The 21,131-nt window shown below is 42.3% G+C and carries 16 protein-coding genes and 1 tRNA gene; 12 read left to right on the top strand and 5 right to left on the bottom strand.

Translation table 11 applies throughout. From position 1 onward, the window contains the following. Positions 1–61 precede the first annotated feature (61 nt). The 4 genes from DQW11_RS11270 to DQW11_RS11255 all read left to right on the top strand — a co-directional run bounded on the left by DQW11_RS11270 (position 62) and on the right by DQW11_RS11255 (position 5,115). On the top strand, positions 62–2,443 hold the full coding sequence (locus tag DQW11_RS11270; RefSeq protein ID WP_113924159.1) for an ABC transporter permease: 2,382 nt from the start codon (positions 62–64) through the stop codon (positions 2,441–2,443). Positions 2,444–2,761: 318 nt separating this feature from the next. After that, entirely contained in the window at positions 2,762–3,016 is a 255-nt protein-coding gene (locus DQW11_RS11265) for a CotH kinase family protein (RefSeq protein WP_113924158.1), read from the top strand. Positions 3,017–3,158: 142 nt separating this feature from the next. Beyond that, positions 3,159–4,478, top strand: coding sequence for a prolyl oligopeptidase family serine peptidase (locus DQW11_RS11260; protein WP_113924231.1), 1,320 nt, complete (start codon positions 3,159–3,161; stop codon positions 4,476–4,478). A gap of 142 nt (positions 4,479–4,620) precedes the next feature. Next, a complete protein-coding gene (locus DQW11_RS11255; RefSeq protein ID WP_113924157.1) occupies positions 4,621–5,115 on the top strand; it encodes a cupin domain-containing protein in 495 nt (164 codons plus the stop codon). A gap of 161 nt (positions 5,116–5,276) precedes the next feature. Here the strand turns inward: DQW11_RS11255 and DQW11_RS11250 are convergent, their stop codons facing one another. Beyond that, positions 5,277–7,706, bottom strand: a complete 2,430-nt coding sequence (locus tag DQW11_RS11250) for a TonB-dependent receptor (RefSeq protein ID WP_113924156.1) — start codon at positions 7,704–7,706, stop codon at positions 5,277–5,279. Positions 7,707–8,224: 518 nt separating this feature from the next. Here DQW11_RS11250 and DQW11_RS11240 point away from each other — a divergent pair. Beyond that, positions 8,225–10,318 (top strand): acylase, encoded by a 2,094-nt coding sequence (locus DQW11_RS11240; RefSeq protein WP_113924154.1) that lies wholly within the window; start codon positions 8,225–8,227, stop codon positions 10,316–10,318. A gap of 136 nt (positions 10,319–10,454) precedes the next feature. Continuing rightward, positions 10,455–10,706, top strand: coding sequence for a hypothetical protein (locus tag DQW11_RS11235; protein ID WP_113924153.1), 252 nt, complete (start codon positions 10,455–10,457; stop codon positions 10,704–10,706). 38 nt (positions 10,707–10,744) lie between these two features. On the opposite strand, the gene DQW11_RS11230 is transcribed toward DQW11_RS11235, so the two are convergent. After that, positions 10,745–11,524, bottom strand: a complete 780-nt coding sequence (locus tag DQW11_RS11230; protein WP_157966098.1) for a hypothetical protein — start codon at positions 11,522–11,524, stop codon at positions 10,745–10,747. A 617-nt stretch (positions 11,525–12,141) separates the two neighbouring features. On the opposite strand from DQW11_RS11230, the gene DQW11_RS11225 reads away from it, so the two are divergent. Then, positions 12,142–13,317 (top strand): Gfo/Idh/MocA family protein, encoded by a 1,176-nt coding sequence (locus tag DQW11_RS11225; RefSeq protein ID WP_198669883.1) that lies wholly within the window; start codon positions 12,142–12,144, stop codon positions 13,315–13,317. Between the two features lie 77 nt (positions 13,318–13,394). Here the strand turns inward: DQW11_RS11225 and DQW11_RS11220 are convergent. Beyond that, positions 13,395–13,468: transfer RNA gene (locus DQW11_RS11220), tRNA-Asn, on the bottom strand. A gap of 322 nt (positions 13,469–13,790) precedes the next feature. Further along, positions 13,791–14,648, bottom strand: coding sequence for a hypothetical protein (locus DQW11_RS11215; RefSeq protein ID WP_113924151.1), 858 nt, complete (start codon positions 14,646–14,648; stop codon positions 13,791–13,793). 202 nt (positions 14,649–14,850) lie between these two features. Between DQW11_RS11215 and DQW11_RS11210 the strand changes: the two genes are divergently transcribed. The 5 genes from DQW11_RS11210 (at position 14,851) to tnpA (ending at position 19,959) form a co-directional block, all read left to right on the top strand. Further along, complete coding sequence (locus tag DQW11_RS11210) at positions 14,851–16,140, top strand: Gfo/Idh/MocA family protein (protein WP_113924229.1); 1,290 nt, start codon at positions 14,851–14,853, stop codon at positions 16,138–16,140. A gap of 56 nt (positions 16,141–16,196) precedes the next feature. Next, positions 16,197–16,655 (top strand): (2Fe-2S)-binding protein, encoded by a 459-nt coding sequence (locus tag DQW11_RS11205; protein ID WP_113924150.1) that lies wholly within the window; start codon positions 16,197–16,199, stop codon positions 16,653–16,655. Between the two features lie 25 nt (positions 16,656–16,680). Then, positions 16,681–18,960: a xanthine dehydrogenase family protein molybdopterin-binding subunit gene (locus DQW11_RS11200; RefSeq protein ID WP_113924149.1), complete on the top strand. Its 2,280-nt coding sequence runs from the start codon at positions 16,681–16,683 to the stop codon at positions 18,958–18,960. Between the two features lie 327 nt (positions 18,961–19,287). Next, positions 19,288–19,428 (top strand): hypothetical protein, encoded by a 141-nt coding sequence (locus DQW11_RS22260; RefSeq protein ID WP_157966097.1) that lies wholly within the window; start codon positions 19,288–19,290, stop codon positions 19,426–19,428. 81 nt (positions 19,429–19,509) lie between these two features. Beyond that, positions 19,510–19,959: an IS200/IS605 family transposase gene (gene tnpA, locus DQW11_RS11195; RefSeq protein WP_113924148.1), complete on the top strand. Its 450-nt coding sequence runs from the start codon at positions 19,510–19,512 to the stop codon at positions 19,957–19,959. Between the two features lie 215 nt (positions 19,960–20,174). Here tnpA and DQW11_RS11190 read toward each other — a convergent pair whose 3' ends face one another. Beyond that, positions 20,175–21,104, bottom strand: a complete 930-nt coding sequence (locus DQW11_RS11190; protein ID WP_113924147.1) for a ThuA domain-containing protein — start codon at positions 21,102–21,104, stop codon at positions 20,175–20,177. Between the last annotated feature and the right edge of the window lie 27 nt (positions 21,105–21,131).

Here is a 21,131-nt window from a genome sequence, read left to right as displayed (position 1 = left end):
AAAATCGATTTTTTGGGCTGGCATGGACATTGGCATTCATTAGGGAAAACTTTTAATCTCCATGATCAAAAATTACATTCTTATTGCTCTAAGAAATCTCAAGCGAAACAAGCTACATGCCTCCATCAACATTATTGGGCTAGCAATCGGTATGGCTTGCTGTGTTTTGATTGTCCTTTTCGTTCAATTTGAACTCAACTATGACAGGCAAAACCGCCGTGCAGACCAGGTATACAGGTTGGTACTAAATCTTGAAGCCAATAATTGGGCGATATCCGCATTTCCGATTGGAGAAATACTGAAAGAAAATTTTCCTGAAATCGAAGCTTATTCAAGGGTCAAACCATCCGATATGTATGTTTCCCGCGAAGAATCTGAATCCAAAGTAAAGGAAAGGGTATTTTTTGCTGATTCCTCTGTTTTTGATGTTTTAGACTTTAAGCTTCTAAGCGGCAATCCTAAGCAAGCCTTGATGGAACTCAACTCCATGGTTCTAACGCTTAAAAAAGCGAATGAATTTTTTGGAATAGAAGATCCAATAGGCAAAACATTAACCTTATCTCACGACAACCAAGCCTATAAAATCACAGGAATCATGGAGGAAGTCCCTTCAAATTCCCACTTTCACCCAGAAATCCTGGTTTCATCAGGGAATTTTGAACCGATGCGCCCTGGTTCTCCCAATGGCTTTAGCTATTTGACAAACCATTACACCTATCTTGTATTACCAAAAGGAATCGATACCAAAGAATATTCGGTAAAAATTTCAGAGTTTATGGATACCTTCCAGGAATTGACCCCTGAAGACCCAAAAAATGACCTTGAACTCCAGGCTCTCACAGACATCCACCTCAATTCCAATAGAGGCTTAGAGATCGAACCCAATGGCAGTATCCAAACCGTGTATATCATGTCTGCCATTGCTTTCTTCATTTTGGTCATAGCATGTATCAATTTCATGAACCTCACTACTGCCCAGTCTCTGAAGCGGGCACGTGAAGTAGGTATCCGTAAGGTTGCTGGAGGAAAGAGGAGCCAGCTCATCTTCCAGTTTTTGAGTGAGTCTATACTGATATCCTTTTTTTCTTTGTCCTTGGCTGTGCTGATTTTGACGGTTATCATTCCATTTTTTAATGAATTATCCGGGAAAGAAATTGAATTCAACCCTATTGAAAATGGCTTTGTGTTGCCTGTTTTTGCTATCATCACCTTTTTTGTAGGGGTATTGGCAGGTACTTACCCTGCTTTTTTCCTTTCCAATTTCAAGCCCGTGGAAGTACTTAAAGGCAATTTGGTTACAAATCTGAGAGGTCAGACTTTACGGAAATCCTTGGTCGTTTTCCAGTTTGCGGTAGCTTTTGTCATCATGGCAGGTACTTTCATTATCTACAGGCAGTTGGATTTCATGATGACCAAAAACATGGGTTTCGATAGAGAACAGGTTTTGGTAACATTGCTTCCGCAGGATTCTATCGGGGTCTTGACCTTAAAGAACGAATTCATGAATGTTCCCGGAGTAGAAAGTGCTTCAAGGATGTTGGAAATTCCAGGAAAAATGGTGCGTACAACCATGTTTTGGCATGAAAACATCCAGGATAAAAAACCTGAAAACATGTATTTCTTTAGCGGTGACGAAGATTTGTTGAATACCCTAGGCATGAAAATGAAAGCGGGAGATTATTTTCATCCAGAAAGCCAACAATTTGGGAAAGAGTTTATTATCAATGAGACTGCTGCCAAATTCTTTGGCTGGCAAAATCCCGAAGATGCCATCGGCAAACTCATGGACATTGGAGAAAGAAGCGAAAGTCCCGGTAAAATTGTCGGCGTGGTTGAAGATTTTCACTTCAAACATCTTGAAGAAAAAATTGACCCTCTTGTTATGATACTCAATGATCAGTTTGAGACTACATTTTTGGCAGTCAAGGTCAAAACAGAAAACCTAGAAGAAACCATAGCCGGACTTGAGAATACCTGGGCAAAAATTGCTCCGGATCATACATTTGAATACTTGTTTCTTGATGAAACTTTTGACAAGCTTTTCGATCAAGATAAGAGGTTGGGTCAACTTTTTGGTTTGTTTTCCGGCTTGGCCATCTTTGTATCCTGTCTAGGTCTCTTTGGATTGGCTTCTTTTTCTCTCGAACAGAGCAAAAAATCTGTGGCAGTAAGAAAGGTTTTAGGCGCTTCAGTGGGAAGTATTGTAGTGATGATGTCCAAGGATTTTCTCAAATTGGTATTGGTAGGTTTGTTGATTGCAGCACCAATTGGCTGGTATTCCATGAACACATGGCTTTCGGGATTCGCTTACCATATCCCATTTCCTTGGATTGTCTTTCTTTACGTTTTGCTGGCGGGATCATTTGTGGCTTTGGGCACTGTTAGCTACCATGCGCTCCGCGCTGCAACCAACAATCCTGTAAATTCACTTAAAGATCTTTAACCCTATATAAATCACCATTAAAAACCAACAAGACTCCAATACACCACTGCAAAACCTCCTTGCCAAAAATTAATCCGGTCAAGGAGGTTTTAATTTATTCAAAGATTGATCTCAAAAAAACATAAAAAGAGGTAATGCTCCTCAAAACACTCCGATATGCACCCCTGTCCATAAAGACCAATTTTTTAGCACTAAATAAGTTCTAATAAACAAGCCAGTCCTAAATCAAATATTGGAGGAAACCGTAAAGGAAATCAACGAATAGGGATTTGAAATTATCAAAAAAGACAACCAAAGTCCTTAAAGGGGGGGCGATTCATGGAAGACCGGGTTTTTCGCCAGGCGGTCAAAACCCGTTGGACCAACTTAAGAAGCACCACCTTGAGCAATGGAAACCTCCAAAAACTGGTATCCGACACTTCAAGGTATCTTCAAGACAATAATGCCGTAACCCGCAACTATGCCAAGTGGGAAGTGAGCGCAGACCGAACCTATGACCAATCCGTCCTTGACCTTCAGAATTTTCTGAGTCAACGCGCCAATTGGATGGATGGGAAGATTGGGGCTTTTTAGAAGATTTTTGATCAGGCAGTTTTCAAAACCTGCCGGTTTTTTTTCTTCAAATCTCCAAACCTCCCATTCCTGTAATTCCCCTATCCAACCCCAATCCTTTGATTTAACTTTTACTCTTCAAACCAAACCCATTGTATCTCCTATGAAAAAGTTTTATCTCCTCCTCTTATTGACTTCTCTGCTTGGCCATTTTTCTTTTGGTGCCACAGCTTCCGATCCAAATGAAAATCAAACAAATTCTTTGGCTACACCTGGAGAGTATAGATGGGTAGTGGAAGGGTTTGATTGGGGACCCGCTGTGAACAAAGTCATCCTCAGCTTGGAAGAGTCCGTCAAGGATGCAAACGCAACAGAATACCAAGTATTCGCAACCCGGAGTTTGGAGGGAGCAGAAATTCCGGCTGAAAGTGCTTCCGGAACCCGGTCAGTAGTATATGCTTATGTTTCGGATGAAAATGGAAACAGGTTGGCAGAAGGCAAAAATATCACTTTGGTTTTGGCAGTTGGTCCGGTTACGCCACTTGGATCACCTTTCCAATACACTAGGATCAATAACCGCGGCTCTAACTATTGGGTGGATTACAAAATGACCATCCTCCACAACAAAACGGGAAAAGTTTGGAATAACTCCAAAGGCAAAATCATGCCCCTAGTAGATCAATATGATTTATCAAAAACATTCCAATACGGAAACGGTCTCAGCATGTCTTACGCTTCGTTTGCACCTAAAGACATCAAGTCAAAAGTTCCTCTGATCATTTGGCTTCACGGTGGCGGCGAAGGGGGCAACGACCCCACCACCGCTCTGCTAGGCAACAAAGCAGCCAATTACGCGTCACCGGAAATTCAGGTTTTTTTTGGCGGGGCGTATGTCTTGGTACCCCAAGCACCCACCTTTTGGATGCAGGCGGCAGAGGGCATGACCCGCGGAAAAGACAACGACATCTATAATGCAGGTGTCTTCGCTTTAATCCAAGATTTTGTAACCAAAAACCCCAATATCGATACGAAGAGAATTTATGTCGGGGGCTGTTCCAATGGGGGCTATATGTCTCTCAAACTGATTTTGGAGAACCCGGACTATTTTGCAGGCGCTTATATCAGTGCTTTGGCTTACTTTAATGAGTTTGTAAGTGACGCACAGCTACAGAAAATCAAAAACGTACCGATGTGGTTTATCCATGCCAAAGATGACGGGACCACCAAACCAGAGGAAACAGTCGTTCCGCTTTACAAAAGACTAAAACAGGCCGGCGCAAAAAATGTGATTTTGTCCTACTACGATAACGTGACAGACATCACGGGATTTTATGGTGGTGAAAATTACCGTTACAACGGACATTGGTCGTGGATTTATTCCCATGCCAATACGGCTAGGACGGATTTGGATGGCTCTCCTGTAATGCTCAACGGACGCCCTGTTACCATCATGGAATGGCTGGCGGCGCAGAAGAAAAAGTAGACGTGAGGAGATCCTTGGGTCGGTTTTTCAAAATGCTCTTTATATTTATCACCGATTCGAAATAAATAAGGAGAAATTCAAAAAATTCTTTCCTTTACAAGTTGAACACTTTATCATCAGCACCAATTTTGACTTAGAAATAATGAATTCTAAAGAAGAGATTTTTGAACAAACAGAACAGTATATTGAAGGTTTGGGATTTGAAATTGTCAAAAAAGACAAACAAAGACCCTGGGGAGGGTTTTTGGTGATCAATGAAGACCAAGCTTCCAAATTTGCCGCTCAATTTTTCCCGGAGGAGGATTTTGAATCCCTGAAAATATCAGAAATGCTTAGCCCAAAAATCCTTTTGGTAGCCCCCGAGAAAAGATTGAGTTGGCAATACCACTTCCGCCGGGCAGAAATCTGGCGCTGCATCAAAGGAAAAGTAGCAGTGGGAACTAGCATGACTGATGTGCAAAATGAAATCAAGACCCTTTCGGAAGGAGACAAAATCAAGCTCCAACAAGGGGAAAGGCACAGGTTGATAGGTTTGGAAGATTGGGGAGTGGTGGCGGAGATTTGGCAACATACGGATGCTTCCAATCCGTCCAATGAAGACGATATTGTCAGGCTTCAGGATGATTTTGGAAGGTGATTCCTAAAGCCCCGAATTCTCTTTGTCCGAATAGTCCAATTATATTTAACTAAAAAAAGTGCCCTAAATATGTTTAGGGCACTTTTTTTTGAAACTCATGAGAAAACAATTGGAAGTAAACCTAGCCTGAAAATACTTCCTCGATAAGAAGAGTCCTCTCCTTAAAATTTCAATCCAAAAGTAAAGTAAACAGTTCTTCCTTCACCCGGCATAATTCCTGGTCCAGGATAGCCGCCCGCCCTTCTGGTAAAGTACATTTCATTGGTCAGGTTGTTGATTCCTGCTTTGAATATGTAGCGGTTTTTGATGTCAGTGGATGCTGAGATGTCTTGGACCCGATAAGCGGGTATCAATCCAACAGTGGCAGCCGCATTGGGCGTTACTGTATTGGAAGCATCGGAAAAGGCATCTCCGATATCACTCAATTGCCAAGTCACTGAAAATCTATCATAGCGGTAAGTCACTCCGTACCTGTTTATCTTTCGGGGGGCATTTTCTACCCTATTTCCTTTGAGGTTGCCGGGGACGATTACGCCGTCTTTGACAGATGTCGTGGCAAAATCCCCGTATCGGGCATCCACAAAAGCAAGGGAAGCAAACAGGTGAAGGTATCCAAATTTGGAAGTTTTGGTAAGGGCCGAAATAGGGTCAAATTCAACATATCCCTCAAAACCCTGGCTGACTGAATTGCCCAAGTTGGTACGGAACTGTGAGATCGCACCGTTTTCATCCTGTACAGCAATAGTCCCGATCCTGTCCGCGTAGTTCAGATAAAAATACCCCACATCAAACTTCATCCAATTCTGAATGGCACCCCGGTATCCAAGATCAAAATTGAAACCCCTTGAGTCCTGCAAATTTTCATCGATGATATCTGTAGTAGCCGGAGGGGTAAGGTCCGATATCAGCACAGGCCTGTAAGCTTGGGAAAAATTGGAGTAAAACTCCATGGATGGGGTAATTTTATACTCAGATCCGATACCCACCAAAAGGAAATTCCTGGTCCTGTTTTGTGGAAGCAATACTTGTTCTTGGTCATTGACGATATTGAACAATCCTTCCATATTGGATGATATTCTCTCATATCTCAAACCGGTGGTGAGCAACCATTTTTCCGAAAACCTGAACACATTCTCTGCGAAGGCAGCTTGGTTGATATTGGTAAAGTCAAAATCCCTTCTGAAAATCCCGCCGTCAATAAGGCCAAAGTTCATTTCCTTGCCATTGTCTCCTGCACCCACTTGCTTTCTGTCGATAAAGCCATTGAAATATCGAAGCCCGGCTGCCAAGGTATTTGCTTTGCCAAACAATGAATACTCGGTGATCATCCTGATCTCTGAACCGTAGGTGGTATAGAAATCCCTGTCCACCTGTCTGTTGCCCAAATCATCCTCTTGGTTTATGGGACGCATAAAACCCACAGAGTTTCTTTCTGCAAATGTCCCGAAAGTCTTCCAACTCAGCTTGGTGTTTTCGCTGAGTATATATTCTGCCGTCAAAGCCGGGATAAACCAAGGCGTGCTGAACCAATTCCTTTCCCGTGAACTTGATCTGGGATCAGTTTTGAACTGCTCATCGGTCAGACCACCCGGCTGTTGGCTTTCGGTGTCCATGTAAGTCATTTCCAGACCGATCATCAGGCGGTTGTTGGCAGCATAATTGACTTCCAAATGGGCATGGTCGGTATTGAAATAGCTGTTTTCTCTCCAGCCATTTCCAACCCGCTTTTGGTAATAGGCTGTATAGCTCCATTTTCCTTCTGTTCCCCCGAGGTAATTGAAAGTGCTAAAAAGCCCATTGCTACCCACAGTGTTCAACGTCTCGAAGGTAAAACGCTTGGATTTGTCAGGCTTGCGCATGACGAAGTTCATCAATCCTCCAAATTGGGAACCATATTGGATGGAAGAAGCACCACGGACGATTTCAATCTGTTCTACCACTTCCATGGGGGGAGTGTAATAAGCCTCCGGATACCCCATGGGGTCGGGAGTGATGTCATATCCATTCATTCGTACATTGAACTCCCAAGAGCGGTTTGGATTCAAACCCCTAGATGCTACTCCAAGCTGGATTCCTGAACCGTCATTTTCCCAAATCGAAATACCTGGGGTTCTTCCAAATATTTGACGGCTATTGTTCATCGCAAGGTTGGCATTGATCTCTCCCACCCTGATAACTTCATTTTTTTTTCCGGCATTGATCCGAAAACGGTCCACTTCAGGTAGCCGCTCTTGGCCCATAATCCCTCTACTGACAGTGAACTCAAAAGCATCTAAGGAAAGCGGTGCCTCTTTTAAGGTGATGTCCAACACTTTGTTTTCTTGCTGCGCAATGCTAAATGGAATGCTGACTTCCTTGTAGCCGAGCATGTTGACTTTGAGGATATAATCTCCCTCGGGAATATCCTTGATTGTATAACCGCCCGAAAGGTCAGACTGCACTCCCCTCACGGTACCTTCCAACATCAGCGCCACACCGGGAACAGCCTGCTTGGACTCATCCAAAACTTTCCCTTTCAATATATTCTTTTGGGCAAATGAAGCAGTCAGGCCCAAGACAAAAGCGATTACAATCGTAAAAACCAGTTTCATGTTTTATGTATCGTATTTATTTGGATTAATTTTAAATAAGAATACAATATTAATAAATGCCTGTTTTTTATCCAAAATTTATTTAGATCAATTCTAAAAAAAAATAATTTAATTGGCCAAAAAGGCGATGGAAACACTATTTACGCTGTGGTATTGATTGAATGAAAGACATCAAAAAATTGAATCGCAAAATAAAAATCCTATTATGTTTTTTGAAAGTATCTACTTTTTTGAGGGGTTTTGAAAATTTCTTTTTGAGAGTATTTAAAAAAATCGATCTGGTGCGAAAGATCCGGTCCTGTTTATTTACAAGATTTTTTCACACAAAACCATTGACAAATTTTCATTGATATAAACTTGCCCAACTGATGAATCGCTTATAATAATGGGAAAAAAAATCAATACAACATTCAACGAGGAAATTTTTTTTCATCTCTTAACAACTGACAGACGACTGTTTTTTTTGTTTGTAATAAAAACGCATTTTGCATGCCATTCTTACCAGCGACTGACACCCTATGAAATTATTCCGAACCGGGCTTTTCCTGCTCTTTCCCTTTTTAATTTTTTCTTGTGACTCCCCATTTAATCATTCAGGTTGGGATACCTCCAAAGTCCAAATCGCTCGGGATGAATTTGGTGTACCACATATTTTTGGAATAACAGATCCAGATGTCGCCTACGGTTTGGCTTGGGCACATGCCGAAGATGATTTTGAAACTATCCAAAAAACATTGCTTGCCGGGAAGCGAATGTTGGGAAGGGTTTATGGGCAAGACGGAGCTGCTGTGGATTTTTTTGGACATTTACTCCAAACCGTTGAAATCGCAGAGGCCAAATATGAATCGGCCTATTCAGAGGAATTCAAAGCGATTTTAGAGGCCTACGCCGCAGGAATGAATGACTTTGCATTGGCACATCCTGAGGAAGTTTTATTCAAAGAAGCTTTTCCTGTCAATACCAAAGAAATAACGGCGGCATATATTCTCTCCCTTGCCCAGATGTCCGGAGCAGATCGGGCGGTCCAACAAATCGTCTCCGGAAAAGTAGAAACCGTACCATTTGATGCCGATCCAAAAGGCTCAAACGCAATTGCCATTCACTCTTCCCGAACAGACTCCGGTGAGGCTTTTCTAGCCATCAATTCCCACCAACCCCTAGACGGACCTGTAGCTTGGTATGAAGCACACCTCCACTCAGAGGAAGGATGGAATATTCTTGGGGGACTTTTTCCGGGTGGAGCGATGATTTTTCACGGAGTAAATGAAAATCTTGGATGGGCGCACACGGTTAATTTCCCTGATCTCTTGGATCTGTACCAATTGGACATCAATCCAAAAAATGAGGATCAATACCTAGTAGATGGGGAATGGCTGGAATTGGAAGAAGAAACAGTTTGGCTTCGGGTAAAACTTTGGGATTTGATCACGATTCCCTTTCCAAAGAAAATCTGGAAAAGCATTTACGGTCCAACCTTGGTTACTGAACAAGGAACATTTTCAATCCGCTTGGGTGCCTTGGAGCGAATCGGTGCGCCGGAGCAATGGTGGAGAATGAACAAATCGAGGAATTTTAAAGAATTCAGTGAAGCCATGTCGCGGATGGAACTGACAAGTTTCAACACGGTATACGCTGACAAGTATGATACAATTTTTTATGTCAGCAATGGCCTGATCCCCATCAGAGAACCATCCATTGATTTCACCGGAACGGTAGCCGGAAATACCAAAAAAGCCCTGTGGACCAGCTACCATGACTTTGAGGATCTGCCGCAACAATTCAATCCCGCTTCGGGATTTTTATTCAACACCAACCATTCTCCTTTTAAGGCGAGTGGATTGGCTGACAATCTCAATCCGGACAATTACCCCAAATCCATGGATTACCTATTGCGGGACAATAACCGATCGACCCGATTCCGTGAATTGATGCCCGACACGGGGAGGATTTCCTACGAGCGTTTCAAAGAAATCAAGTATGATGGACAATTGCCTGAAAAACTGGCTTTCCGTACCAATATGGAATCTCTTTTTGGCCTAAACCCAAGCAAATATCCCGAAATCGCCAAGCAGATCGAAGCCATTAACAAGTGGGATAAACGCTCGGGAATCGACAGTGAAGGTGCGGCAGTTTTTGCTTTTGTCTATTACTATTGGTGGGACAAATTTGCTGAAAATGGGAGGAGTTGGGAAACCACACTTACAGAAGAAGAATCTGTAGAAAGTCTCAAAGCTACCAAAGACCATTTCAACACCCATTTTGGAAAGGAATTGGTGACTTTAGGGGAATACCAAAAACTGGTAAGAGGAGACAAGGCGCTACCGTTGCAGGGAATCGACGATGTGATTACAGCCATGCGTTCATTGCCTTGGGAAAACGGGATGAGAAAAGGCACACAGGGGGAGTCCTATATTATGATGGTTCGCTTTGGGGAAGGCCTTCCAAAGATCGAGACAATCAATGTCTTCGGAGCAAGCAATGACCCTGACAGCCCCCACTTTGATGATCAGATGGAACTTTTCCTCGGTCAAAAGCTGAAACCGATGACTTTGGATAAGGCCGAGGTCCTGAAAACAGCGAAAGAGATTTATAATCCGGGAGGTAAGAAGTGATTTGATTTTTTACCTTCTGGTGAGGGGAAAAAACTTTCAAATTACCCACATTTCAGCAAGACCTCATTTATTACCTTTAGGAATGGATCATTCAACCAATCCTTATCTTTGAAATTCATATTAAAACAATCAAATCATGTTTGAAGGCCCAAGCTATCCCAATGCGTTAGATGAATCGGTTTTTGAGGAATGGCTCGCAAAAGGCCGATTAAGCAAAACACCTTTTGCCTATCTATTGGTCATTTGGGATGAACTGGACCGCACCTACATCCCGGTATATATCGAACAGCGGAGCGAACTGAAAAATTTTGCCCGCTATGGTCAGGCTCCGGACCATCAACTTTTGGTAGCTGCATACGATCTGTATTCTGAGACGAGGGTGGTGTAGGGAATGAATTGCTATTCAAATTATAGCTTAGAACGTGTTTAATTCAGAAAATATTCAATCTCTCTACGAAAGACCTTTCTTGGGCGATTGTCAATAAATTCTTTTTTTTCTATCCAATTGCCAGTTGTATCATAAATATACATATAGGTTGTTGTTTTGAATTCTCCAGTATTCAAAGAGATATTTTTTTGACTGGTAATATTACCTTGCTCATCGAGTAGATTTTCAGTGAGATAAACTTGTCCACTTTTGAAGTGGGTTATCAAGACCTTATTAGGTGTCCTGAAAATTTCATCTTGATAAAAATTGATGGTCAAATTTTGTAGTCTGGAAACATTGCTGTAATCCTCTTTTCTTATGATTCTTCTTTGGGCATCCATTTCGAAGAAAGATTTACTAATATAAGAAATATCACTGTTGATGGTGATAAATTCTTCGGTCATGTTTTCTAGTATATAGTGATAGATTCTCTGGAATTCACCTTTTCGTTTTTCAACAACAGTAGTTAAGCTATCAAAAGGATAAGTATATTCGAAGGTTGCTGTATCAGAACCGTCAATTGCATCAAAAATGTAAGATTCTTTGGCAAGCCGATGTTCTTCATCATAGTCATAGGTCCAAATCCCAGAAGGAATTAGCTGATCTTCCCTAAGTTTCAATTCAGTTTTTTCAAGAAGCCAACCTTGTTTATCGAATTTATGGATATAATTATGCATGCCAAAAAAGTCGAACTTTAGCAGGTTAATGCTGTCGGATTCAATACTTATCGGTTCATAAGCAGTGTGTTTAATAGTTTTGACAGCCCCTTTTAAGTTCATCTTATCCACGTGTTTTATCGAATTTGTTCCGTTTTGGCAGAGTGAAAACCGGGGGAAAATCAGGATCAGTGAAAGTAAAAACCATTTTTTCATACCCTATATTTCCTAAATTAAAAACTTTGTTCAAAGTTATTTGAGTGAAAATATCTGTTTATCAAATCAAAGGAATAATGAAATGGATTTATATAACTGCCATAACGTTTGAAGTTGTGGCTTTCGGCACGCTAAAAAGTTGCCATCGTTTTGCCTGCTCTAGATAAAAAAGCACCAAAATAAGCACTTTTTATCACCAAATTTGCTAAGGAATTTTTGATGCGACCAAATCCCCTAAAAAAGAAAAGAACTCAGAATAATGTTCTGAAGCCTTTCCAAAAGACAAAACCTCAGGTTTCTCTGAGGCTTATTTGCTCCCCCTATTGACAGAAGCTGAAGCAGATTGCTTGCACTTTAGACCCAAAATAATGAAAAACTTATATCTACCCATTTGATGCCATTCTTAATTTGTCGTAAAAAAACTGAAAGTATTATACTTAATCTTCAATTTATATCCTTGATTTTATTTTATCGAGCAATACAGGATTTCTTATTACTATGTATTTTTAAATTAAAAAAAAGCCATGAATGAAATTTCCCGTAAGGAATTTTTGAAAATGACAGCAATGTCAGGTGCAGCCATTCTTCTATCATCCTTAGAATCTTTTGCAAAGGAATCCAAAAGCTCAAAACTCAGGATAGGTGTGATAGGTTGCGGAAGTGTTAGCAACAGATATATCCCACATTTACAAAGTTCATCACTCATTGAAATAGTGAGTCTATGTGACATCAAATATGAGCGGGCATTGGCTCAAAATCAAGAATATAAGGTAAATGCAGCCACCTATCCGAACATAGATGACATGCTCAAGGGAGTGCCTTTTGATATGATGATCACACTTACTGACATGCAACAACATGGACACTTGAATAAAAAAGCATTAATGGCTGAAAAACACGTTTGGAGTGAAAAACCAATAGCGACCACTTATGCTGAAGGTAAAGCTTTGTTAGAATTGGCAAAAAGTAAAAATTTGAGATTATGGGGAGCTCCGGCTGTTGTAAATAGTCCGCAATTTTCATTTATGGCAAAATGTATTCAAGAAGGGAAATTAGGAAGAATTGCCAGTGCCCATGGTCAATATGGGCATACCGGCCCAGATTGGTCTTCTTTCTTTTATGAAAAAGATGGTGGAAGTATGCCAGATCTTGGAGTCTATAATATTGCAACCTTAACCGGATTACTTGGTCCTGCCTTATCAGTAATGGCAATGACCAGTATAGTCAATCCTGAGCGCATGATTTATGAAAAAGGATTGGTAAAAGTAGAAGTAGAGGACAATGCCCACATATTAATGGATCATGGCAAAGGAATTATAAGCCATGTGATGTGTGGATTCAATTATTTTGATCCTCATGGCCATGAGGCGCATGGTCAACAATTGCATTCCATTCAGATTTTTGGGGATAAAGGGAATTTGAGATTAATCGGTTACGATTGGGAAACCAACGGTGTTTATTTGGATGATTCCTACGATCATCCAGCAACTTTATATCATCAAGAGACCGGCGGTTATGTTTGGCAAGAGGGCGCCACAAAAGTAGCTGAATCCATAATCAACAAAACCGAACCAAAAATCAATGTTGAGCATGCATTGCATGTTCTTGAAATTATGGAAGCGGCACGAAAATCTTCAGCAACAGGGACAAAAGTCAATCTTCATTCTGAATTTAAATATCCCCTTAATACAGTACTCTAATCTCCCGATAATTATCGGGAAGAGCTAAAATATCAATAAAAGAAAAAGCCTCAAATCTTGCGATTTGAGGCTTTTTGCTCCCCCTCTAGGGCTTGAACCTAGGACCCCATGATTAACAGTCATGTGCTCTAACCAACTGAGCTAAGGAGGAATTTTATTGGTTTTATTAGACCCTTTGGTCTAAGGTGATGTAATATTAGCAGGTTAAGCCATTTTTTCCAAACTGACTCCACAAAAAAATTGGAATATTATCAACTGCAACTTAATTATTCCTATAAATCAGGGACTTATTTTTAATTCCTCTTCCCATTTCCCCATTTATGAAAGTAATGATGCCTAGAAATATGATATCTATTCTAATTCTGGTCTGGGAATTAATAGCCCGCTACATCCGTCTTCCGACTTCGGTCTTCCGTCCCGCTTGAAGAAAAATATAGTGTTTCTGGCAAATAAGCGGATACCCACATCACATCTCATTCCTTCCCTTCAACCACTTGTTTCATCAAAAGCTTGTTATAAATATAAGTAACTCCCAAAACCATCAAGCCGGCAATCACCGCCAACAAAACATTATAATAAGCAGGGGCAGACAAGGTCAGCCTCAGGAATATCGTCGCCAAGGCAAAGGAGGAATACCTGAAAAGGTTATAGTATTTGGTCGTGTACCGCAATGAAAACAGCAGGATAAACACATCTGTGAATATAAGCAAGGTATAAAACAACTTGATACTGTAAATAAACTCATGGGTTTGGTAGGCCGTGAAAATGTCATAAATCCCCAAAAGTATAAAAGAAGCCGTCAGGTAAATAGACATTAACTTTTTGATAGACACAAATCCTTTTTGCTCTTCGTAGGTCCTGGTAATTCGGATATGCTTCTGTGCTCTGTAAAAAAGCCCTGTGATCAAAAAAATCACGACCGCGCCAAAGGCATCGGACACAATGGGAAGTAGTTCCATCAAAAACCCAACTTCCCAGGTCATGTCTCCCAGATAATGTCCAAACTCCTTGAAAGCATCCCGCAACAAGAGGAGGGAAATTATTTCAAACTGCTTTCCGACAGAATCCGCCACAGACTTTGGAATCAAAAAAATCAATCCCAACACTTCAAATACCAAAAGCACGTTGAAAGCCAGTTCTATTGCAAAGAAGGCAGTAAACTTCTCCCCAAAATGGAGAATATTAAGGTAGGAAAGCAGTCCCATCAGCAAACCTCCTACAAAAAACATCACGACAATGTTGCTGATCCATTTGGATACAGACTCACTTTCCCAGTGTTCATCCAATAAATCGAAAATTCCAATCTGCCAATCAAAAAACCTCTTTACCATACCTTTACAACTCCGATTTTCAAAATTGGTTATCAGCCATTTATGGCATCTGTTCCCCGTTTATATTTCTATTATCCAATAAATATAAACAAAAGCCAATCTTGAGGAAGGAGATAAAAATCACACATTTTTTTTATTTATATTGAAATTAAAAGAAGGGCCTTCTTCAAAAACCCTAAAACCAACCCAAAAAACCAATCTTATGAGTCAACATATCAATAGGCGGGATTTTGTACGCTACTCTGTCCTTACTGCTTTGGGACTTCAGTTTTTACCATTCCAGGGTCTGAAAGCAGCCGCCTCTGACAGGGTCAGGATTGCCCATATCGGATTGGGGGGAATGGGGTTGGCACATATGAATTGGTTTGCCAACTTACCCGAAGCTGAAATCGTCGCCCTCTGTGACGTCGATGAAGAGCACGCCAAGGAAGCTTTGACCCAACTCAAAAAAATCCATCCTGATACCAAAGCCCAGATTTATACCGACTTCAGAAAAGTTCTGGAAAGGCAGGATATCGATGCTGTCACCATCGCCACTCCGGACCATTGGCACGCACAGATCGCCATTTTGGCATTTCAGGCAGGCAAAGATGTCTATGGAGAAAAGCCGCTTTCCTATTCACTGAGAGAAGGACAGTTGATGTTGGCTGCGCAAAAGTCAAACAACAGGGTTTTCCAATTGGGCACTCAGATCCATGCCGGAGACAATTACCACCGTGTGGCCGAGATCATCCAATCCGGGGAGTTGGGAAAAATCAAAACAGTGAGGCTTTGGAAAACCGGCGAACCCCCGATCATCGAAAAGCTCAACTATCAAACCCCTCCACCAAACCTGAATTGGGACATGTGGCTAGGGCCCGCACCCTATTCAGAATATGCCCCTGAAAAATGTCATTTCACTTATCGCTATTTTATGGAATATTCGGGAGGAGTATTTCAGGACTTTTGGTGTCATATCGCTGATGTGGTCTGGATGTCCATTGCGCCAAGCGGCCTGAAATCCATTTCGGCCAAAGGAGAAAAATCTGACGGTGTCGGCGATACTCCAAAATGGATCGACGTGGATTTCAAATTCAAAAAACTCAAAATCCATTGGACCTCCACGCCTCCACCGGTGCAAGGTGCCGACAAAATGGGAATAGGCGCTTATTTCGAAGGCACAAAAGGAAACCTGATCTGTGATTACAGTACCATGGCCATCCACATGAATGGCCAAACTTTGACTGATATTCCAGAAATCGCCAAGTCCATCCCAAGGTCTCCGGGCCACCAACAGAATTTTCTCGATGCGGTCAAATCCCGTCAGCAACCTGAATCCAATCTTGAATATGCTAGAGGTATGACCCTGCCGATGCATTTGGCACTGATTTCCTACAAACAGGAAAAATCTTTGAAATGGGATGCGAAGAAAGAACTGTTCCTAAAAGATGACGCTGCCAATGAATTGTTGTTCAGACCATACAGGGAAAAATGGAACCTGATCGGAGCTTAATTTTGTAATAATCATAAACTTTTACCCAAAAAATAACAAAGACCAATCCAACCACCATGGAAAAATTCACAATATCTGTCAACGGAAAAAACCAGGAAGTGACCGCTGATCCGGACATGCCACTGCTTTGGGTTTTAAGGGATTTGCTCTCGATGAAAGGGACCAAATTCGGTTGCGGGCAAGCGCTATGTGGAGCCTGCACGGTACATTTGGACGATGAAGCCATCAGATCCTGCAGTACTCCCATCTCCACAGTTGGAAAAAGGAAAGTCACCACCATCGAGGGTTTGGATAAGGAAGGCCATCATCCCCTTCAGGACGCTTGGGTGGAGCATGTAGTCCCCCAGTGCGGCTATTGTCAAACAGGTCAGATCATGAATGCGGCTGCCTTACTTAAGAAAAGCCCCAACCCATCAGATGCTGAAATCGAGGAAGCCATGGCAGGAAACCTCTGTCGCTGCGGTACCTATAACCGCATCAAAGAAGCCATACTCACCGCATCCAAATCCCTTTAATCCTGAACCCAAAACATCAAAATATATGATGCCGAACTTCCCGTTTTTAAAAAACAAAAAAGCTGAAGACAAAAGCGAAGTCTTTGTTCCTTCACGCAGGGATTTCTTGAAACTCAGTTCTCTGGCTACCGGAGGATTCCTTTTGGGAGTCAATTTCCAATGTGCCGGACCCAAAGGTGAAACCATCACTTTTGCCCCCAATGTATTTGTCAGCATTACCTCAGACAATGAAGTCATCATCGTCGCACACCGCTCTGAAATGGGTACGGGCATCCGGACCTCCCTGCCTCAGATAGTGGCCGACGAATTGGGTGCGGATTGGTCTAAGGTGAAAATCGTGCAGGCCGAAGGCGATGAAGAAAAATATGGAAACCAAAACACCGACGGTTCATTTTCTGTCAGGATGTTTTATGAACCCATGCGAAAAACTGGGGCGACGGCAAGACACATGCTTGTCGCCGCCGCAGCCAAAAAATGGGAGGTAAGTCCCGCTGAATGCCATACGGAAAATTCGCAGGTCATCCATTCTTCAGGCAAGAAAATCGACTTTGGAGACTTGGTAGCTGAGGTCAAAGACATGCCATTGCCAGATCCGGCAAGTATCACTTTGAAGGAATTTTCAAGCTATAAACTGATCGGCAAAGACGTCACCATTTATGATGCCAGGGATATCACTACAGGCAAGGCGGTTTTTGGTGCTGACGTGGATCTGCCGGGAATGCAGGTAGCTGTGGTCCGTAGAAGTCCAGTCATCGGCGCTAAAGTCATTTCTTTCAATGATGCCAAAGCCCTGGCAGTGCCGGGAGTAAATAGGGTAGTGAAGATCGAAGGCGCGGGAATTCCTCCGGGATTGGACAAAGCCTTGGAGGGTGTTGCCGTCATTGCCGACAATACCTGGGCCGCGATGAAAGGCCGGGAAGCATTGGAAATAGAATGGGATCTGGGACCAAACCAAACTTACAATTCTGCCAAACAATTGGAAGAAATGCTTCAAAGTACTGCCAAGGACGGAAAAGTCAGAAGGGAAAGAGGCAACTTTTCGACAGCGCAAAGGGCTGCAGGAAAGGTTTTGGAAAGAACTTATTTGGCTCCTTTCTATGCACATGCTACCATTGAGCCACCTGCTGCCATCGCCCATTACCAAGGAGACGGCATCTGTGAAATCTGGGCACCTACACAGCATCCCCAATGGGCAAGACAGGCAGTAGCAACAGCTTTGGGACTTGATCTGGATAAGGTAAAGATGAATGTCACACTTCTCGGAGGAGGATTTGGAAGAAAATCCAAGCCTGATTTTGTGGTGGAAGCAGCCATCCTTTCCAAGGCCGCCAAGTCACCTGTCAGGGTTCAGTGGACAAGGGAAGACGACCTCCATTTTGACTTTTTCCACTCACACAGTGCCCAAAGGATCAAAGCGACGATTGACAAAGACGGGAACTTCACCGGATGGAACCACCATACTGTTTTTCCCGCCATCGGAGCAACAGGCAGTACCACTGAACTTCATCCCTCTGATGGTGAATTGGGTTTGGGCTGTACGGATTTTCCATATGATGTGCCAAATATTAAAATTGAAACCCACGAGTCAACAGCACATACGAGAATCGGATGGCTGAGGTCGGTGAGCAATATCCACCACGCTTTTGCCATCGGATGTATGATGGATGAAATCGCTGAAGCACGAGGTATCGATCCCGTGAAGCACGCCCTTCAGATGCTCGGTGAGGACCGCAATCTGGAGTTCAAACCTGAAACTGACGGGAAATATGAAAACTATGGCGAACCGATAGAAACATTTCCATGGAATACAGGAAGGATGAAAAAAGTGATTGAAAGGGTTGCCAAAGAAGCAAATTGGGACCAAAAGCTGGCAGAGGGAAAAGCGGTTGGCTTTGCAGCACACAAGAGCTTCCTGACCTATGTTGCTTGTATAGTGGTAGTGGAAAAAGACAGTTCGGGAAAAGTTGCCATCCCTGAAGTCTTCTATGCGGTGGATTGTGGCATCGGAGTCAATACAGATAGAATCCGCTCGCAGTTTGAAGGCGGGGCACAGTTTGCGACAAGTTTGGCGACCACTTCAGCCATCACTTTCGAAAATGGAATCCCACAGCAAAACAACTTTGACGGCTATCAGATCATCAGGATGCCCCAATCACCCAAGAAAATCCATGTCCATATTATAGAGAGTATGGAAAAACCAACGGGTGTCGGCGAGCCTCCGGTACCTCCTTACATCCCGGCTTTGTGCAATGCGATGTACAAGCTGACAGGAGAAAGGATCTATGAGCTGCCTTTTAAGGCTTAAATGTGTGGCAAGTTCAACTCCTTCAGAGTTGGTGTTTCTTCGGATTTCCTCATAACCCCCAATTTCATTGGGGGTTATTGTTTTTCAAGTACTCCGTACTTGCTCCTGACCTGAAAATCAAAGAAGCCTTGGAAAGGCTTCAACAATAATTACCGCGGGTGAAACCCGTGGATGAGCAAAATATCATGAAACGGACAACTCTGGAGGAGTTGAACAAAATCCCTATCAATGAGGGAGATTTGCAAGAAATCACTGAATCCGAATGAAGCCTTGGAAAGGCTTCAACAATAATAACCGCGGGTGAAACCCGTGGATGAGCAAACTATCATGAAACGGACAACTCTGGAGGAGTTGAACAAAATCCCTATCAATGAGGAAGATTTGCAAGAAATCGCTGAATCCAAAAGAAGCCTTGGAAAGGCTTCAACAATAATAACCGCGGGTGAAACCCGTGGGCCAACCAAATAAAAGTGTCTGCGACAACTCTGAAGGAGTTGAATTATTTACAATATTTAACTAATTTCATTTTATTCCTACCCTTTTTAAAATATGAGCAGTTACAAACAGATCATTTATCATTTGGTTTTTGGTACAAAACGGAGAGAATTCACAATTCCTGAAACTCATTGTCTAGACCTTTATAAATACATCCGTGGGATCACCAAAAATAAAAACTGCACGCTATACCAAATAAATGGAATCGGAGACCACATTCATATTTTGACTGATTTACATCCAAGTCATGGTTTAGCAGACTTCATCAAGGATATCAAAATTGCAAGTAGCAATTGGATGAAGGAAAATCCTGATTTTCCCAATTGGGATGGTTGGGCTCTAGGTTATGGTGCATTTACCTGCTCAAGTAAAGAAAAACCAAATATTGTTGAATACATCAAAAATCAAAAAGAACACCATAAAAAAGAATCCTTTTATGATGAATACAAGAGGCTATTGATCGAACATGAAATTGAGTTTAAAGAGGAGTATCTTTTCAAATAGAAGATGTTCAACTCCTTCAGAGTTGGCCGTCCCCTTACATATCTCTGCCCCCCCAATTACATTGGGGGTTATTGTTTTTCAAGTACTCCGTACTTGCTCCTGACCTGAAAACCAAGAAGCCTTGGAAAGGCTTCCACAATAATAACCGCGGGTGAAACCCGTGGATGAGCAAACCAGGATGAACCTGACAACTCTGGAGGAGTTGAACCAATCCCTCAAAGGCTTCCCTTCCCTATCGGCGTCTCGTCACATTCCACATCTCCGACCACATATTGTAGCCCGTTCAAATAGAACCTGAGCAAATCCGGATTTTCGAAACTCTGCGCATTGTGGGAAGGTGAGCAATACATCACTTTACCTTTTCCTTGTGACCTGATCCAGGCCACATAAGTTTTTCCTTCGGTCAATGGGTTTTTCTGATTGGTAATCTCTGCGTTGTTGAAGTACAGCAAAGGCTTGAAATCCAAATCTGCATAGGCATTCTTATAAAAATAAGGTTCATCGACATGGTTGAAACCTGTGGCAGGAAATGCCTGCACCAAAGGATGCTTTGGATCGGCCAACCTTATCTGAATGGCTTGCTGCGGCGGATGGTAATAAAAACTCGCCCCCACCAACTTGCTGAAAGCGCGGGAATTGTTTTGGGTCGTCACCGCCCCATGTACCAATAATAAGCCTCCGCCTTTTTCAACATATTGAAGTAAATTCTCTTCCATCTGAAGTGCTTTTTTCATCAACACAGCGCTGTCAGCATCTGAATCCGCTCGAAGTTTATCCCAAAAAAGGTTGCGGTGATCTCCTTTCGAGCAGGTGTTGTTGAGTACGATGGCGTCATATTTAGCTATGTTTTTTGCTTCAAACATGCTGATATCCTTACTTCCTGAGACCTCAAAAGCACCGCTCTTTTCAGAAATTATCTTGATCATTTGCTCCGTATGCGGAATCACCCAATGTTCATATCCTGTATGGAGGGAGAACACAAGGATTTTCTTCTTCTCAGAAATAGGAAAAGTGGCTTTCTCAGGAGCAAGTCCATAAATCTTTTCCTTCCATGTTTGGTCCAGCTTTACTTCAGGAAGGCCCTGTCCCTGCGCCCAAGAAACCTGAAGCAAAAGAAGTAATACTGATACAATCTTTCTATTCATTGGTGAAATCGGATAAACGGTGGCTAA

This window comes from Cognataquiflexum aquatile, from assembly GCF_003316845.1.
Lineage (GTDB): Bacteria > Bacteroidota > Bacteroidia > Cytophagales > Cyclobacteriaceae > Cognataquiflexum > Cognataquiflexum aquatile.
Note: the sequence above shows the minus strand (reverse complement) of the source record. Positions and strands in the feature narration are given on the sequence as shown.

Coding starts and splice junctions, on each gene's coding strand:
- DQW11_RS11270 (WP_113924159.1), top strand. CDS start 62: ATGATCAAAAATTACATTCTTATTGCTCTAAGAAATCTCAAGCGAAAC.
- DQW11_RS11265 (WP_113924158.1), top strand. CDS start 2,762: ATGGAAGACCGGGTTTTTCGCCAGGCGGTCAAAACCCGTTGGACCAAC.
- DQW11_RS11260 (WP_113924231.1), top strand. CDS start 3,159: ATGAAAAAGTTTTATCTCCTCCTCTTATTGACTTCTCTGCTTGGCCAT.
- DQW11_RS11255 (WP_113924157.1), top strand. CDS start 4,621: ATGAATTCTAAAGAAGAGATTTTTGAACAAACAGAACAGTATATTGAA.
- DQW11_RS11250 (WP_113924156.1), bottom strand. CDS start 7,706: ATGAAACTGGTTTTTACGATTGTAATCGCTTTTGTCTTGGGCCTGACT.
- DQW11_RS11240 (WP_113924154.1), top strand. CDS start 8,225: ATGAAATTATTCCGAACCGGGCTTTTCCTGCTCTTTCCCTTTTTAATT.
- DQW11_RS11235 (WP_113924153.1), top strand. CDS start 10,455: ATGTTTGAAGGCCCAAGCTATCCCAATGCGTTAGATGAATCGGTTTTT.
- DQW11_RS11230 (WP_157966098.1), bottom strand. CDS start 11,524: ATGAACTTAAAAGGGGCTGTCAAAACTATTAAACACACTGCTTATGAA.
- DQW11_RS11225 (WP_198669883.1), top strand. CDS start 12,142: ATGAATGAAATTTCCCGTAAGGAATTTTTGAAAATGACAGCAATGTCA.
- DQW11_RS11215 (WP_113924151.1), bottom strand. CDS start 14,648: ATGGTAAAGAGGTTTTTTGATTGGCAGATTGGAATTTTCGATTTATTG.
- DQW11_RS11210 (WP_113924229.1), top strand. CDS start 14,851: ATGAGTCAACATATCAATAGGCGGGATTTTGTACGCTACTCTGTCCTT.
- DQW11_RS11205 (WP_113924150.1), top strand. CDS start 16,197: ATGGAAAAATTCACAATATCTGTCAACGGAAAAAACCAGGAAGTGACC.
- DQW11_RS11200 (WP_113924149.1), top strand. CDS start 16,681: ATGATGCCGAACTTCCCGTTTTTAAAAAACAAAAAAGCTGAAGACAAA.
- DQW11_RS22260 (WP_157966097.1), top strand. CDS start 19,288: ATGAAACGGACAACTCTGGAGGAGTTGAACAAAATCCCTATCAATGAG.
- tnpA (WP_113924148.1), top strand. CDS start 19,510: ATGAGCAGTTACAAACAGATCATTTATCATTTGGTTTTTGGTACAAAA.
- DQW11_RS11190 (WP_113924147.1), bottom strand. CDS start 21,104: ATGAATAGAAAGATTGTATCAGTATTACTTCTTTTGCTTCAGGTTTCT.